This is a genomic window from Tellurirhabdus bombi (assembly GCF_021484805.1).
Taxonomy (GTDB): domain Bacteria; phylum Bacteroidota; class Bacteroidia; order Cytophagales; family Spirosomataceae; genus Tellurirhabdus; species Tellurirhabdus bombi.
Genome location: NZ_CP090557.1, coordinates 2115287 through 2130599, shown reverse-complemented (window position 1 = coordinate 2130599; position 15313 = coordinate 2115287). Strand labels below are relative to the sequence as shown.

Annotated in this window: 15 protein-coding genes; 10 read left to right on the top strand and 5 right to left on the bottom strand. The window is 49.6% G+C overall.

Annotated elements, in window-relative coordinates; all coding sequences use genetic code 11:
* Nucleotide 1: 1 nt before the first annotated feature.
* Nucleotides 2–394: an Hsp20 family protein gene (locus L0Y31_RS09120; protein WP_234736814.1), complete on the bottom strand. Its 393-nt coding sequence runs from the start codon at nt 392–394 to the stop codon at nt 2–4.
* Between the two features lie 282 nt (nt 395–676).
* On the opposite strand from L0Y31_RS09120, the gene L0Y31_RS09115 reads away from it, so the two are divergent.
* The 3 genes from L0Y31_RS09115 to moeB all read left to right on the top strand — a co-directional run bounded on the left by L0Y31_RS09115 (nt 677) and on the right by moeB (nt 5193).
* On the top strand, nt 677–1753 hold the full coding sequence (locus L0Y31_RS09115) for a glycosyltransferase family 4 protein (protein ID WP_234736813.1): 1077 nt from the start codon (nt 677–679) through the stop codon (nt 1751–1753).
* A gap of 123 nt (nt 1754–1876) precedes the next feature.
* A complete protein-coding gene (aspS, locus tag L0Y31_RS09110; protein ID WP_234736812.1) occupies nt 1877–3655 on the top strand; it encodes an aspartate--tRNA ligase in 1779 nt (592 codons plus the stop codon).
* Nucleotides 3656–4050: 395 nt separating this feature from the next.
* The gene (gene moeB / locus L0Y31_RS09105) at nt 4051–5193 is read left to right on the top strand and encodes a molybdopterin-synthase adenylyltransferase MoeB (RefSeq protein WP_234736811.1); all 1143 of its coding nucleotides are present in this window, start codon (nt 4051–4053) and stop codon (nt 5191–5193) included.
* Between the two features lie 15 nt (nt 5194–5208).
* On the opposite strand, the gene L0Y31_RS09100 is transcribed toward moeB, so the two are convergent.
* The gene (locus L0Y31_RS09100; RefSeq protein ID WP_234736810.1) at nt 5209–5814 is read right to left on the bottom strand and encodes a M15 family metallopeptidase; all 606 of its coding nucleotides are present in this window, start codon (nt 5812–5814) and stop codon (nt 5209–5211) included.
* A 143-nt stretch (nt 5815–5957) separates the two neighbouring features.
* On the opposite strand from L0Y31_RS09100, the gene L0Y31_RS09095 reads away from it, so the two are divergent.
* The 4 genes from L0Y31_RS09095 to pyk all read left to right on the top strand — a co-directional run bounded on the left by L0Y31_RS09095 (nt 5958) and on the right by pyk (nt 10407).
* Entirely contained in the window at nt 5958–7193 is a 1236-nt protein-coding gene (locus L0Y31_RS09095; RefSeq protein WP_234736809.1) for a nucleoside recognition domain-containing protein, read from the top strand.
* A gap of 12 nt (nt 7194–7205) precedes the next feature.
* Nucleotides 7206–7376 carry a hypothetical protein gene (locus tag L0Y31_RS09090; protein WP_234736808.1) on the top strand — a complete coding sequence of 57 codons (171 nt, stop codon included), beginning with the start codon at nt 7206–7208 and terminating at the stop codon, nt 7374–7376.
* Nucleotides 7377–7388: 12 nt separating this feature from the next.
* A complete protein-coding gene (locus L0Y31_RS09085) occupies nt 7389–8696 on the top strand; it encodes an APC family permease (RefSeq protein WP_234736807.1) in 1308 nt (435 codons plus the stop codon).
* Nucleotides 8697–8967: 271 nt separating this feature from the next.
* Complete coding sequence (pyk, locus tag L0Y31_RS09080; RefSeq protein WP_234736806.1) at nt 8968–10407, top strand: pyruvate kinase; 1440 nt, start codon at nt 8968–8970, stop codon at nt 10405–10407.
* A 60-nt stretch (nt 10408–10467) separates the two neighbouring features.
* On the opposite strand, the gene L0Y31_RS09075 is transcribed toward pyk, so the two are convergent.
* A complete protein-coding gene (locus tag L0Y31_RS09075) occupies nt 10468–11739 on the bottom strand; it encodes a DUF5690 family protein (RefSeq protein WP_234736805.1) in 1272 nt (423 codons plus the stop codon).
* A 205-nt stretch (nt 11740–11944) separates the two neighbouring features.
* Here L0Y31_RS09075 and L0Y31_RS09070 point away from each other — a divergent pair, with 205 nt between their 5' ends.
* The 3 genes from L0Y31_RS09070 (at nt 11945) to L0Y31_RS09060 (ending at nt 13767) form a co-directional block, all read left to right on the top strand.
* The gene (locus L0Y31_RS09070; protein WP_234736804.1) at nt 11945–12502 is read left to right on the top strand and encodes a YqgE/AlgH family protein; all 558 of its coding nucleotides are present in this window, start codon (nt 11945–11947) and stop codon (nt 12500–12502) included.
* 134 nt (nt 12503–12636) lie between these two features.
* Complete coding sequence (locus L0Y31_RS09065) at nt 12637–13227, top strand: porin family protein (protein WP_234736803.1); 591 nt, start codon at nt 12637–12639, stop codon at nt 13225–13227.
* A gap of 24 nt (nt 13228–13251) precedes the next feature.
* Complete coding sequence (locus L0Y31_RS09060; RefSeq protein WP_234736802.1) at nt 13252–13767, top strand: 3'-5' exonuclease; 516 nt, start codon at nt 13252–13254, stop codon at nt 13765–13767.
* On the opposite strand, the gene L0Y31_RS09055 is transcribed toward L0Y31_RS09060, so the two are convergent.
* Together L0Y31_RS09055 and L0Y31_RS09050 are read right to left on the bottom strand one after the other, a co-directional pair.
* Nucleotides 13764–14312 carry a PAS domain-containing protein gene (locus L0Y31_RS09055; protein WP_234736801.1) on the bottom strand — a complete coding sequence of 183 codons (549 nt, stop codon included), beginning with the start codon at nt 14310–14312 and terminating at the stop codon, nt 13764–13766. The two genes, L0Y31_RS09060 and L0Y31_RS09055, sit on opposite strands and share 4 nt — an antisense overlap.
* 68 nt (nt 14313–14380) lie before the next feature.
* A complete protein-coding gene (locus tag L0Y31_RS09050; RefSeq protein ID WP_234736800.1) occupies nt 14381–15178 on the bottom strand; it encodes a DUF481 domain-containing protein in 798 nt (265 codons plus the stop codon).
* Between the last annotated feature and the right edge of the window lie 135 nt (nt 15179–15313).

Below are 15313 nucleotides of genomic sequence, written 5' to 3'. Positions count from 1 at the left end.
TTTAAAACCACTTCTGTATCTCGATCCGCCGGCGGATATTTTCTCCACTTTTGAACGGTAAATGAATCCGAATCCGGCCAGCTTCCTGAACAGCTTCTATTTGTTCGGTCTCCACAAACGTTGGGATGTCCAGAACGCGTAAAAACATAGGCACCGCTAGCGCCTGGTTATCTTCAGCAAGCCGCTGTTGCAGCAATGTATATAATACTAATTTAGTCCCATCGATCAAGACATTAAACGCCTCCGCACTCACTCCTGGAGCCGACAATGTGATTACCAATCGGTCTTCTTCCTGTTCCGTTTCCATGCGGGTCATGCTAGAGCCTCCATATAGCGTGTTCAGCAAATCGATCTGCCCTCCCGTACCCTGCAATGTGTTCTCAATAGCTTTCATAGGAGTAATACGTTGGTTGTATAACTATTATTAAACAAATAGTGTACCTAACTGGCCAAGAGGTTGCTACACCTGACAAGTTGGCTCTTTTAGCGTAAAAAAAAGTATATTATGGTGACAAAAAGGCCGTAAACAGCCTGAAGAGCGAATTTTTCTGCAATTTTGGTCTATCATTATTTTGAGGAAAAAATGACGCTTCTAGTCGCACATTGTTGGCGGGCTGTTGCTTTTCATTCTTAATAGTGTGGTTTTTTTTCCGCATCCTTATCTCGAATGGCGTCTATGAACATCTTTATCGATACAGAACGCTTGCGCGACCCTCATAGTGGGCTTGGGCAATTCTGTCAACTGCTTGGGCAAGAACTTGTTCGGCAGCAGCCCCCCGGCGCTGGCCTGACCTTTCTCGTTCCAGCCGGGCACACAGAGGCTTTTGGTCAGGGCGTTTCCTATCAACAGGCGGGCTGGTGGCGTCGGCTATGGAAGCCCAACCACTTCGACGTGTGGCACTGTACTCACCAGGATTCGGTCTACCTTCCCCACAGTGGACAGAACGATAAGAGCAAGCTCATTCTGACGATTCATGACCTCAATTTTTTAGAGCGACCGGATTACGACGAAGCCAGGAAAGCACAAAGGCTGGCCTTTTTACAACAGAAAATTTCCCAAGCGGCTGCCCTTACCACTATTTCCGAGTATACGGCATCGGTAGTTCGCCAGCAATTTACGTTGCCCGATGTACCACTCAGGGTAATTTATAACGGAACGCCATTGATAACCAGCACCGAACCGCCTGAGTCGTCTCTGACAGCAGCCCTTGCGGAAGGGCCGTTCTTTCTGTTTGTGGGGGCGATTCATCCTAAAAAAAACCTCCATACCCTCTTGCCTTTACTGGAAGCATTCCCGGATTGGAAACTAGTTCTGGCCGGGGTAGATCAGCATCCGTATGCGGCTCACCTCCGCGACCAGGCTAGTCAATTAGATCTTTCGGAGCGGTTGGAAATGCCCGGTGCGGTGAGCGAGGCGACCAAACAATGGCTCTACCAGCAGTGCGGGGCCTTGCTGTTTCCTTCCTTGTCCGAGGGCTTTGGCCTCCCGGTTGTGGAAGCCATGCATTTTGGGAAACCGGTCTTTCTTTCCCGCTTGACCAGCCTGCCCGAAATTGGGGGCAAAGACGCTTATTATTTCAATTCGTTCGAACCCGAAGACATGGCCGAAACCATTTACGACGGTTTGAGCGACTTTGCGGCCAACCCTTTCCGGGCCGCCCGGCTTCGGCAACGCGCCGCCCAGTTCAGTTGGGAAGAAGCCGCCCGAGCTTATTGGGCGCTTTATTCAGAAATCGGCTTACCCCACACCTGAAGGCGCTATTCTAGGCCAAATGCCAAAGAAAATCGCCGGTAATCACATTAATCCGTAAAAACGAAGTCTAATACCGTTCAGAAATCATTAATTTTGCCCCTCTTTTGACTAAGAATTATTCGTATGCTACGAACTCATACCTGCGGTGAACTCCGCATGGAACACGTTGGCACACAAGTCGCTCTTTGCGGCTGGGTGCAACGGATCCGCGACAAAGGCGGCATGATCTGGATTGATTTGCGCGACCGTTATGGCATCACGCAGTTGATTCTGGAAGAAGGCCAAACCGCTCCTGCCATTCTCGAACAAGCCCGCATCCTGGGCCGGGAGTTCGTCGTGAAAGCAAGCGGCGAAGTCATAGAACGGAAGTCTAAAAACCCCAACCTGCCAACGGGCGATATCGAAATCAAACTGGCGGGACTGGACGTACTGAATCCGGCTAAATTACCCCCTTTCCTGATTGAAGATGAGACGGATGGCGGCGATGATTTACGCATGAAATACCGCTACCTGGATTTGCGTCGGGGTTCCGTACGCCGTAATCTGGAGTTGCGCCACAAAGTGGCCCAGCAAACGCGGATTTACATGGACGGCCAGGAATTTATTGAGGTAGAAACGCCTGTGCTGATCAAATCGACGCCGGAAGGAGCGCGGGATTTTGTTGTACCAAGCCGCATGAATCCGGGCGAGTTCTACGCCTTGCCGCAATCACCACAGACGTTCAAGCAGCTTTTGATGGTTTCGGGTTTCGACCGGTATTACCAGATTGTGAAGTGCTTCCGCGACGAAGATCTACGCGCCGACCGCCAACCTGAATTTACGCAGATCGACTGCGAGATGTCGTTTATTGAGCAGGAGGATATTCTGCAAATGTTCGAAGGCCTGGTGAAACACCTGTTCAAGACGGTAAAAAATATCGACCTGGGCGAAGTTCCCCGCATGACTTATGCCGAAGCCATGTCGCTGTACGGCTCCGATAAGCCCGATACGCGCTTTGGCATGAAGTTCGTTGAGCTGAAAGGACTTTTCGATACGGTTGACCTGACATCGGGGAAAAATTTCGCCGTATTTGACAACGCCGAATTAGTCGTTGGTATCAACGCGAAAGGCTGCGCCGAGTATACGCGGAAACAAATTGATGAACTGACGGATTGGGTAAAACGGCCGCAGATTGGCGCGAAAGGGCTGATTTATTTCCGGCATAATGCTGACGGCACGCTGAAATCCTCCGTCGATAAATTTTACAGCGAAGAAGACCTGAAACAGTGGTCTGTACGGTTCGGAACGGAACCGGGCGACCTGGTGCTGATTTTATCGGGTGAAGCCAACAAGGCCCGTAAGCAACTCAGCGAACTGCGCCTGGAGATGGGTTCTCGCCTGAAACTCCGTGATCCTAATCAGTACAATGTGCTTTGGGTGTTGGATTTCCCGCTTCTCGAATGGGGTGAGGAAGAAGGCCAGCCCGAGCAAGGCCGCTGGTTTGCGATGCACCACCCGTTTACATCGCCCAAGCAGGAAGATATTGCGCTGCTTGACACCGATCCCGGTGCCGTTCGGGCCAATGCGTACGACATGGTTATCAACGGAACCGAAGTGGGCGGTGGCTCGATTCGGATTTTCCAGCGCGACCTACAAGCGAAAATGTTCGGTGTATTGGGCTTTTCACCGGAAGAGGCGAAAGCGCAATTTGGCTTCTTGCTGGATGCGTTTGAGTACGGAGCGCCGCCACACGGTGGAATTGCGTTCGGTTTCGACCGCCTTTGCTCAATCTTTGGTGGTGCCGACTCCATCCGCGATTTCATTGCGTTCCCTAAAAATAATTCGGGCCGCGACGTGATGATCGATTCTCCATCGACCATTGCCCAAGCCCAACTGAATGAGCTAAAGATTGCCGTTAAATAGATTGATTTCCAGCGGCGTGCCTTGGGTGCGTCGCTGGAATATCTCAGACTAATAGCTCACCAACAGAGGCGCTCCTCCGCCAACAAACAGTTGCTGTCCCTGCCGCTTAACGCACGCAGTAATTCTTCTTTCTTTTTCGATTTTCTTTGAGGGTTAATTACGCTCTGTAAGTTCCTCATTACAGGGTAATTTGTCCTTTCTTTAAGCCTGTCACCCAGTCATTTTTTCGTGTACGCTTGAACGCCAAATTGTTGGATTGCATCCTTCCTTGTAACAGATGTTACCCGAATCCTGTAATTGGTTCGTTAAATAAATATTTAGCCCTCATATGCTTAATATGTTAAATCTTCGTTGTAAAATAAGTGTTGTAAACGTATTCCCTTTCCTCAAATACTATGTTACTGCCTGCTGAAACCGCCCGTTACCAAAAGCATATCAACCTCCCGGAAATCGGTGTGGAAGGACAACTTAAATTGAAACGAGCGCGTGTCTTAGTAGTTGGAGCCGGAGGCCTAGGCTGCCCCGTGTTGATGTATCTGGCCGCGGCGGGCGTTGGCACCATTGGCATCATCGACTCCGATACGGTTGATATCAGCAATTTACAGCGACAGGTTTTGTACACGACCGAGCAGGTGGGCCAGCCTAAAGCGGTAATGGCCGCCAATCATTTGCGGAAACTAAATCCGGAAATTCAGTTAAAATCGTACGCCTACGCCCTCGACCGCTCTAACGCCCTGACGCTTACCGCCGAATACGACATTATTGTCGATTGTACCGATAATTTCACGGTTCGTTATCTGGTAAATGACGTGTGCGTGATGCAGGAAAAACCATTTGTTTATGGCGCTATCCACCGTTTTGAGGGGCAGGTGGCTGTGTTAAATGCTCCTTTGGCAGACAGTGAGCATACAACAGAAGTTCGGCGAGGCCCCACCTACCGCTGCCTTTTCCCTGAATTTCCGAACCAGATGGAAATTCCAAATTGCGCCGAAACGGGCGTTTTGGGCGTTCTTCCAGGCGTGATTGGTACCTACCAGGCTAGTGAAGTCATCAAACTGATTACCGGTATCGGGCAGGCGCTGACCGAAGAACTGCTGATGGTTGATTTGCTGGCGATGAGTTTTCAGAAAATTCGGGTTCGGCGGCGACTCGATGCCGAAGCAGCAGCTCAGCAAGGCTGGGCCGATGGTGCCCGCACAAACCCCATTACCCCCGCCCGCCGGAACATGACCGTCACGGAACTGGCCGACCGACTGGCTAATGGCGAAGACATCTTTCTGCTCGACGTGCGCGAACGCCCCGAGTACAACATCTGTCACCTCGAAAATGCCGTTTTGATTCCGGTGAATATCATCAACAACAACATCAAACGCATTCCTACGGACAAACCGGTTGTGGTTTATTGCCACCACGGCATTCGCAGCCAATACATCGTTGATTACCTACAAAAAGAGTACGGGCGCTCCAACCTAATGAGTCTGGAAGGCGGGATTCACGCCTGGGCACGGGATGTTGAGCCGGAAATGGAAGTTTATTAATTTAACGCTTTTTGTCTATTCAACAATTTTGTAGGTGGCCTTCGCCTGGCTTCTCGACAGCGCGTTGAAGTGCCACCACTCCGTTTTGATGGACGAAAAACCCGCCTGAGCCATGACAGAGCGCAACAAGCGCCGGTTCTCGACCTGCTTTTTAGTCAGTTTCCCGGCTTTTAGTAAAGCCTCTTCTTTTTCGGGGTAAGCCAGATCACCGAAATAATCAAACTTGGTGCCCATATCCAGCGGTTTGTACTGTCCACTTTTGCCGTCCAGCGCGGCAATGGTCAGATCGACGGCGCAACCGTAACTGTGAATGGAGCCAAGACGCGGCGGTGCCACGTATTTCTGCCGGATACCTTCGGGCAGTTTCAAGGAGTTCCATAAATTGACCTGAGCCGCCTTTGACCGGGCCGCGTCGTAGACCAGCAAGCGGTACGTAGGCTTTACTTTTTTCAGGTAGCTACTGGCCTTGGCTAATTTTTTAGCGGCTGCGGGTTGCAGGTAAGCTCGGTTTAAATCTCCGTAAATATCTTTGCCCAAAAAATTATCCGTTGTCGAATACTTCAAGTCAACCAAAATACTCGGTTCAACTTTCTGAATATCAAGCAATCCTTGCCGAATCATTGCCTTTTCTGTCTTTGTCTGAGCAAGGCTATAAAGAGGAAAAAGTAAGGTAAAAAGTAAAGAAATACGACGAATATGAAGCATGCTTGTTGAATATTGAAGGTGGAATGCTGAATATTGGAGTAAAACTACACAACCGTAACATGGCTCTTAATTATATCTGGGTAGGTTTTTTCCTGGTTGCCTTCCTGATTGCGCTTTTTAAGTTAATTTTTCTGGGTGATACGGAAATTTTCAAGACCATTGTTGAGGGCCTTTTTGATTCGTCGAAAGTTGCGGTAATGGACATTGCCTTGCCACTGGCGGGCGTGATGACCTTCTTTCTAGGCCTGCTTAATATTGGCGAAAAAGCGGGAGCCATCAACTTTCTGGCGCGCATCATCGGCCCCTTTTTCAACAAATTGTTTCCCGAAGTACCGAAAAACCATCCGGCCAATGGGCAGATGATCATGAATTTTTCGGCCAACATGCTCGGTCTCGACAACGCGGCCACACCCTTTGGTCTGAAAGCAATGCAAAGTTTACAGGAGCTGAACCCGCAGAAAGACACCGCTTCCAACGCCCAGATTATGTTTCTGGTGTTGCATACGTCCGGCCTGACGATTATTCCTTTGGGTATTATGGCGCAACGGGCGATTTTAGGAGCCAAAGACCCCTCCGATATTTTTATTCCCTGCCTCATCGGAACTTACGTAGCCACGGTTTGCAGCATGTTCATTGTTGCGCTAAAGCAGCGAATCAATCTGTTTAACGGACTGGTAATGGGCTGGTTGGGCGGCATCACGACGTTTCTGGTGCTGGCGTTGTGGTATCTGTCGTCGCTGCCTAAGGAAGAGATTGAGCAGGTGTCCAAAGTGGTGGGGAACGTCACCTTGTTCGTCATTATCGTCGCGTTCCTGCTTGGCGCACTGCGCAAGAAAGTGGATATTTTCGATGCCTTTATCGAAGGCGCGAAAGGTGGCTTTGAAACTTCCGTCCGAATTATTCCGTACTTGGTCGGGATGCTGGTAGCCATCAGCGCGTTGCGAAATTCGGGTGCTATGGCCTACGTGGTCGATGGCATGAAATACCTGATTGGTTTGATGGGCGTTAATACAGATTTTACCGATGCTTTGCCCGTGGCGCTGATGCGCCCCCTGAGCGGAAGCGCGTCACGGGCGCTGATGATCGACGCCATGAAGGAATTTGGCCCGGATTCGTTCGTAGGGCGCTTATCGTGTATTTTTCAGGGGGCAGCCGATACAACATTTTACATTGTTGCGTTGTATTTTGGTTCAGTAGGTATTAAGAAAACCCGCTATGCCATCGTGGCCGGACTCACTGCCGACTTCATCGGCGTGCTGGCTGGCATCGCGCTGGGGTATTTCTTTTTCCATTAACCAACAACTTTTATGAACATTACTGAAGTCCGCGAAGAACTGCACCGATTAATTGACGAAGTAGATGATATTTATGTCCTGAATGGCCTGTACCGGAACCTGTCAGCCGAAAAACGCCGCCGCGAGGAATACGAACGCGAAGAACAGGAAAAAGCCCAGGCCAAACGCACGCGCCAAAAATAGCTCACTCACTGGATGATTCAACCTAAGCTCTCTGTTTTCGACCTCATTATGATTGTAGTCAGCCTCGTTATTGGGGTTGGCATTTTTCGAACACCGGCTATCGTTGCCCAATCGGCAGGTACCCCCACTCTTTTCTTTGCCGCCTGGATCGTTGGCGGACTTGTGAGTTTGTGCGGGGCGCTGACTTTTGCAGAAATCGGGGCGCGTTACCATTTTCCGGGGGGCTTTTACAAACTAATCTCCACAGCCTTTCACCCGGTTTTTGCCTTCATGCTGAACTGGGTGATTGTGCTGACCTACGGCGCGGGCAACGTGGGCGTGGCACTCATCGGCGCCGAATACATCAATCCGCTCCTGCCCGACGCCCTGCACAACCAGATGGGCCTTAACGGCACCGCCATCGCGCTGGTACTGCTGTTTTACGTCATCAATCTCCTCGGCATCCGTTCGGGCTCCCGCACGCAGAACATCCTCAGTAGCCTTAAAATCGTGCTGATGGCTATTTTATGCCTGGGCGTTTTCATGAGTTCCGCTTCGGGAGATGCTGGTGTACCGTCAGCCGTCGGCCAGAACTCGCCGCTGCTGGCCTTTGCAACGTCGCTCATTGCCGTTTTTTATACGTACGGCGGCTACCAGCAGACGCTTAACTTCGGAGCCGATATTAAGAATCCAACCCGCAACACGGCCCGCGGTATCATTGGCGGCATGCTGCTGATCATGGCCTTGTATCTGCTGCTGAATTACGCTTATTACCATCAACTGGGTTTTGCCGGACTTACGGGCTCCAAGCTCGTTGCGGCTGACCTGGCCCAGGCGATGTTTGGTACGTGGGGCTTTCGACTGGCTTCGGTTGCCATTTTTGTTTCTGTTTTGGGGTATTTAAATGCCAGCCTTTTGTCGCTGCCCCGCGTCTACTACGCCATGGCCGACGATGGCATTTTACCGCCCATTTTCAAGCGCGTCAACGAACGCACGCAGACGCAGGAATTTGCCCTGACTTTCCTGGTGGCGATTATGCTGCTGTCTTTGCTGGTTCTGGGAGCTTTCGAAAAAATTGTCAGTTATGTGATGTCGGTCGATAGCATTGCACTGGCTAGTGCAGCAGCCACTTTGTTTGTCTTTCGGAAGCGCGTGAAAGGACAGGATACGCATACGGGCTTTAAAATCGGGCTTTACCCGTGGATACCGCTGCTTTTCGTGCTCTTTCTGATTGGCGTTTCTCTGAACGTCATTATCAATGATCCGATTCCGGCAGCCATTGGTTGGGGGCTTTTTTTCAGCGGAGCGCCCTTGTATTATGTGCTGAAAAAAATTGTTTAGTTAAACCGAGATCTTTAGTAATTACAGTATGCCGCTTACAGACCTATCTTTCTATTAGTAAGCAACTTATTGCCTAAAAACTGTCACAGAAAGTAAGGATCAGCAAAGCGAAAATAAACGGGAATTTTTACGTTAATATCCCAAATTTTATTTTTCTCAGAAAACTCATAACCAAAATTTCATAAGTCAAAGTCAATAAACTCGTGTTAATTCGGAATAGGCAGTTAATTTTGTCCTTATATAGCATCGTGCATTGACTTAGCCAAGTCCCATGTCATTCAAAAGAACTAAGATTGTTGCAACGGTCGGTCCGGCGTCCGAAAGTAAAGAACAGCTGTTAGCACTGGCCAAAGCTGGTGTAAACGTTTTCCGGCTTAATTTCTCCCACGGCGACCACGCTGAACACCTTGTCCGTATCCAGCGCATTCGCGAACTGAACGAAGAACACGGTCTGAACCTCTGCATCCTGCAAGACTTACAAGGCCCTAAAATCCGTGTTGGAAAGGTAGAAAACAACGAGGGCGTTATCCTGTTACCGGGCAACAAACTGACCTTTACAAACGAAGAGCTGATCGGTACCGCCGAGCGCGTCAGCACGCCTTACAAAGGCATGTACCACGACGTTCGCCCCGACGAGCGCATCCTGCTTGACGACGGAAAACTGGAAGTAAAAGTGATCGGTATCGATGGCACAGACGTCGTTACGGAAGTTGTTTACGGAGGTCCGCTGAAATCGAAGAAAGGCGTTAACCTGCCAAACACGAAGGTGTCGATTCCTTCAGTAACTGAAAAAGACTACGCTGACCTGGAATTTGGTCTGGAACACGACGTTGAGTGGATTGCTCTTTCGTTTGTTCGCCAGGCGTCTGAAATTCTGGAAGTAAAAGAATACATTCAGTCTAAAGGCAAAACCGCCCGTGTGGTGGCTAAAATTGAGAAGCCGGAAGCGATCGATAACATCGACGAAATTATCGAAGCAACGGACGCGATCATGGTGGCCCGGGGTGACCTCGGGGTTGAACTTCCTGCGGAAGACGTGCCCATGATTCAGAAGATGCTGGTTGAAAAGTCCAATAAGGCGGGCAAACCGGTTATCGTAGCGACGCAAATGCTCGAAAGCATGATCGACGCTGCTCGTCCAACCCGCGCCGAAATCAACGACGTTGCTAACTCTGTTCTGGATGGTGCTGATGCCGTGATGCTTAGCGCCGAGACGGCTTCCGGTAAATACCCAATTCTGGCTGTTGAAAACATGTCGCGGACCATCCAGAAAGTAGAAGCTCTCTCGGATTCCATTTATTTCCGGTACCACGCTTACGTTAATGAGCACCCAACCGAAAACGTGTTGAATGACAACGTGGTGATGAGCGCCTGCCGTCTGGCTCGCGATACGCACGCCAAAGCAATCATCGGCATTACGACTTCGGGTTATACGGCAGTTCGCCTGTCGCACCACCGCCCGAAAGCGGCTCTTTTCGTTTGCACCACCGACCGCCGATTGATGAACACACTTGGTTTGTACTGGGGTGTTTACGTGCTGCCTTACATCCCGGCACAAGAAGCCAGCGTTGACCAAACCGTTAACGAAATCAAGGAAAAACTCAAAGAACAAGGCGTGATTTCGGAGGGTGATATTTACGTCAATGTGTTGAGTATGCCGATGTCGAAGCACCGGAAAACCAACACCGTGCGTTTGTCGATTACCGAATAAAAAATACGTTTATAAAGCGGAGGTAGAAGTCATTGTACTTTTGCCTCCGCTTTTTTGTGTTCATACCACAACCGCCAGCGTTTCTTTTTTCTTTCGCTGAAAGTAATTGTACGAAATCACCAGCAGCAGGCTATAGACAATGGACACGCCATAGGCCGCGTAAACAAAAAAGGTAAGAAAGCTGATGTTGGGCTGCCCGAAATTTTTGTAGAGCAAAATGGCTACACTGCCCAGATAGCCGTAATAATCGGCCAGGGTAATAATGAAGCCCACGGTACTAACGTAGCGAAACGAAGCCACCAGGCGCTCGAAATAAAGCCCATTGCAAGGCACATAGCACCCGTAGATGCCTACGCCAACCAGCGTAAACCAAACGCCCGGCGATAAAATACCCGCCTGGTACAGCCACGTACTCACGCCAATTAAGACAGCGGCCAGCAACATAACGCCATTAATCAACCGGAATGCCTGGAAATTATCGCGAACGAGTTGGAGCGAGCCCATCAGCACCAAAATCAGCAGGGCTACGGTCGTTTCGGTCTGCGTAAACACGGCGGGGTTGGTAATGCCAGCCGCTGATAAAATCTCCGGTGCAAAATTGTCACGAATATCGCGGAAGGCCGAAAGTATCACATACGACACAATTAGCGTGGTCAGGCCGAAGGAAAAAGTTTTGACAAACTGCCGTCGCTCCTGGCGGTTCATCGGGCGGCGCTCGGTGCGCAGGCGCTCGTCTTCGGGCGTGGGCGGTGGCAGCAACGCCAGCATCCAGACCGACACCAACAACGGAAGAACAAAAAGCAACCCGGTTGCAAACGGTAGCCAGTACTCCGAAACGCCCCACGACGCTTTGATCGTTAGTGCAACCGTTTTGACCAGCCCGGAAGCAAAAATAAACGAAGCCGTCAGGGCCGCAACCAGGGCATCCGTTTGCTGACGACCTTCCAAAAAGCCAAAAACTGTTCCGTAGACCAATCCCAGGGGCAAGCCATTCAGCAGTAAAAAAATAATGTTGTAAGGCGGTGGAACCAGCGCAAACCCCAGCAGCGCCACTTCGGAAAGACCGATAAAAATCAAAATACTTAGCGCCCGCCGCGCCGGTTTCATTTCCGCCACGACCTTCACCCCTATTCGCTTCGACAGCGCGTAACCCAGCACCTGCGCCGTAATCAGCCAGATTTTGTAACTGATTCCGGCAAACTCAACTCCTTCAAAGGCAACGGCGGTAATGCCTTTTCGGAAGCCAAACATAGAGGCATAGGTGCAAAAGGCAGCAATTGACCCAAAAATCAAGAAGAAAATCTTATGCTGAAGAAGTGACTTGAAACGCATGCATCAATCTACTCCGCAAACCTTTAGATTCCCAATATTTTTGAATTTGAGTAAGAATTTCGCCGTATAGTTTCGTATTCTGTAATTTTTCCCAATATTTCTGTCCTGAAGCCAGGCTGAAAAGATCTTCCCGGCATTCGTTCATTAACGAGTCGTTTAGCAACCAAGATGTTCGCTTCTATGACACCCTGAAAACGAAATAATTATGACCACACCGACCGTCACAAATGGATGCCTGCTTGTTGCCGAGCCTTTTTTAGGTGATTCAAACTTCGAGCGCAGTGTTGTATTGGTTTGCGAACACAATGAGGACGGCACATTCGGCCTGGTGCTCAACCAGATCGCCCAGGTGAAGCTCAACGATGTGCTTACCGAAGAAATGTACCACGATTATTCACTTTATGTCGGCGGACCCGTCCAACAAAATACGCTGCACTACATTCACCGCCTGGGTGATTTGCTCGATGACTCGATTAGCCTGGGCAACGGGCTTTACTGGAGCGGCAACTTCGAACAATTAAAACAACTCATTAACGCAGGCACCGTTCGCGAAAACGACATTCGTTTTTTTGTGGGTTATTCGGGCTGGTCGGATGGGCAACTGGAAGAGGAAATGAGCCAGAAAGCCTGGATTATTTCGCAGACCGACGCCGATTTTATTTTTGATACGCCTTCCGACCAATTCTGGCGCGGCGTACTGCGGCGCATGGGCGGACAGTACCGCGTCTTGTCGCATTATCCGGTCGATCCCAGGCTGAATTAAGATTTACCAACCATAATTTATAGATTTGGACGGATCTCATATGCAGATGCGGTGAAATCTGCCGTTATTTGTCTAACGATTGGCCGCTCCCACGTCAAAGTGGTTCGCCAAGACGACTGACTTTTAAAATGCATATGTTTACAGCCAGACTTTCCGTTCTTTTTGTATTTCTGTTTACCTCTTTTGTCGCAACGGCTCAGATTTCGGGTCATTTTGCCGTTAAAGCCGGTGCCAACTTATCCCTTACTGCCCAGGAAGGCGTTACGTCTTTTGAATCCAAACTGAGAAACGACCTTCATCTGGGTGGGCTTTACCGCCTCAGAATCAACAGCTTTGTTCTGCAACCAGAGTTGATGTACTCGAATAAAGGAGGCCGCTTTAGAGGTACTCAAGGCACGCGCGAAACCATTCGCAACAGTTACCGCTACATCAGTGCGCCTATCATGCTGGGCTGGATTCCTACGGAAGGGCTGACGTTACAAGCCGGCCCGGAGTTTAGCTACGCGCTCAACACACCTACCAGCAACGGGCCGGGCGTGCGGAACGACCTTGGGATTGCCGTTGGTGTTCATTATGATTTTCTGGATGCAGTCGATAAATTTAGCCTCAACCTGCGCTACATCTACGGCCTGAAAGACATTTCAATCAATCCTATTGTGGAGCGCTACAACCGAACGTTTCAGGCGTCAATTGTGTATAATTTTTATAAAAAGAAAAAGAAATAATCGTTCACCTGGTCTATTGCAGGAATGTTTTCAATAGTTGACATAGAAACAACAGGGGGAATTGGTGGACCAACCCGTCTGACAGAGATTGCCGTTTTCCGACACGATGGACTTCGTGTTATTGACTCGTTTCATTCCCTGCTCAATCCGGGCTGCCCGATTCCGCCGTTTATCAGTCGCCTGACTGGTATTACCGACGAGATGGTCGAAAATGCTCCGACCTTTGCCGATGTGGCCGCCCAGGTGGAACGCCTCACCGAGAACGCGATTTTTGTCGCCCACAACGCTCCGTTCGACTACGGTTTTCTCAAGAAGGAATTTGGCTGGCTCGATCTGGCCTTTGAGCGCAATAAACTTTGTACAGTCTGGTTAAGCCGCCGGATTTTCCCCGGGCTTCCTTCTTATAGCCTTGGCAAACTTTGCGATTCGTTAAATATTCCGTTAATCGACCGACACCGAGCCATAGGCGATGCCGCTGCTACGGTGCAACTGTTCGAGATGCTGCTTTTAAACGATCAAAATCGGCTGATTAATTACTAAACCGCTACTAAGTGATTTGTGATTTCCCGCTCTACAGCCATATAATGGGTCAGTTGCCCATCGTGGTTTACGAGCGGATCAATTCGGATTTCGCACCAGTAAGGCTCGCCATTTTTTCGGTAATTCAATAGCGTTTCCTGCACAGAATAAGCACGCGGGCTTTTTGCGGACTTTCGTAGTTTTTCGGATAGCCGCCTCACCGTAGTCGAGTCGGTCTCTATTCCCTGCAAAAAGTTGGGTGTTTGTCCAATAGCCTCCTGGATGGTGTAACCCGTCATGGTCAGAAAACGATGATTCGTCCACAGAATTCGCTTAGCGGCATCTGTTACCACCAGGGTCCGCCCTTCCTTCAAGGCTTCCGAATAATTCCGGCGTACTTTCCATTTGAAGGCCGATGCAAGCTGTTGAAGAACCCGTGCCTCCTGCTGCGCTTTCCGTAACTGCGCCTGCTCCAGCATGAAAATTTCCATGCACGCAACGGGAAAAGACCTCAACTCGGTCAGGGTTTTGTTCACTTTTACTTCCTGAGAAGAAAAATCATGCATCGATTTATAAGCTTATGGCTCTAACAAAACTAAAATTCACCTAAAATGTTAAGCCATTAATTTTCAAATTACTTACTTGCCAAGCTAATCCCGAATGTCCAGCGGAAATCGTTCCGCTTCCGATCGGGAGCAACAATACTCTCGTACGAATTCTGAATCATGGTCCGCAGGCCAACCCGAGCGGTCAACTGCATTTGTAAGCTAATGTTTCCATTCCAGCGGAAGTTATTCTCATCGAGTGCCGGTTGGAGAAAGACAGTATGGTTTAACAAAAATCGGCCATTCTGCCATTGGTATTCACCAAATATTCGGGTTGAATTACGGAGCACATTGATATCCGCCAACTCAACAAAATTCGTGTTCTCGTACAGAAAGACATTTGTTAACGACAAATATGCATTTTTTCGGCGAATGATTTTATAGCCTACCCCGGCTCCCCCGATGGTTCGGGTCGTTATTTTTCGAAGATTGCTGTTTTCCAGCGAGCCAAAGCCCAGGTAGTAAAACGGACGGTCATGCCTGTACGTCGTGCGGAGATCCCCGAATAATTCGCGTTCATTAAGCTGGTTGTTCTGTTTCCCGTATGCAAACGTCGGGTTACTGGTCAGCCGAAAACGCGGGCTTACGGCCCAGTCGAGCGCCGCAGACGTCTGGATTAAAGCCCGGTTCACGTTTCCGGCGGTCAGGGTTCCATCTGCCGTTAGCTTGTAGTGAAAACCCGAGACTTTACTGGCCGAAACGGTATCGGCGACGGGTTGTTTTTTGGCAGCCAGCGTACTGTCGACACGCACTGTATCCGCCACCAGCAGCGTATCTGCTCCTGCTTTAACACGGCTCAGGCTATCTAAAGCACTATTCTGGGCCATTGCGTTGAAAGAAACAATACACCCGATCAACAAACAAAAACTAAAGCGCATAGAACTATCTCACAGTGGTAACTTTATGTATAACTCTTAAAAGTGCATTTTTACACAACTTTTTGAGCGCTTAATTACTTTATA